At 57.4% G+C, this 692-nt stretch carries 2 protein-coding genes; both read right to left on the reverse strand.

The window, feature by feature from the left end; translation table 11 throughout:
• Positions 1–182: hypothetical protein (locus HP566_RS04430; RefSeq protein WP_249976052.1), on the reverse strand; the 182-nt coding region annotated here is incomplete at its 3' end.
• A complete protein-coding gene (locus HP566_RS04435) occupies positions 169–627 on the reverse strand; it encodes a hypothetical protein (RefSeq protein WP_249976053.1) in 459 nt (152 codons plus the stop codon). The genes HP566_RS04430 and HP566_RS04435, both read right to left, overlap by 14 nt.
• Between the last annotated feature and the right edge of the window lie 65 nt (positions 628–692).

The following is a 692-nucleotide window of genomic DNA, read 5'->3' on the forward strand; positions in this document are numbered from 1 at the left end:
CGATGAAGGGAAAAGGGCAATCCCTTGAGATATTTCTGTTCGGGAGACTCCCACGCTCCAAAATAGCGATCCGCCTCATCGATCTTGAAAAGCGCCACCACACTGGCGATAAATAATAACGCCAAGCACAGCAGGCCGAAGATACCAGTACCAAACCCTACAATGTTTTCAGCGATTGTCATTGTTATTATCGCCATGTAGTGTTCGATAGAAGAATAACCCTACCTGCTCACCGAACGGTTCCACTACCTTGGCGCCCCCATAAGCACCCGCGCCCGCAGCCACCACGCCACATATCACTTTACCGCGTGGATCAAGGCTGACCGCCAGACAGACTCCAGCCGCACCGCCTCCGATTGCCCCACCAACAGTACGCCCCGTGAGCCTGCCATACTCGACATATTGGATACGCTGGCACTCTTCCTCGCGCCCTGTGGCGCACGCCTCGGCGATAGTGTCACGGGTCGCGTAGGTGTCCAGCCCAACCCCTACGGCGCTGCCGATACTGGTGAGTTTGGCGGCCAGCCCCACGCGCGTTATCGCCTCGGACACTGTGGGTATCTCAAACTGGCGGAAGCCTTGCGGCGCGGTGCGCAGGCTATGCACTGCCGCACGCTGCTGCAACACCTACCAAACCCCAAACAGCATACCGGCGCTACCTATAGCTATCGCAAAAATGCCGCATAGCATCC

This window comes from Vreelandella olivaria (genome assembly GCF_023507745.1).
Taxonomy (GTDB): Bacteria; Pseudomonadota; Gammaproteobacteria; order Pseudomonadales; family Halomonadaceae; genus Vreelandella; species Vreelandella olivaria_A.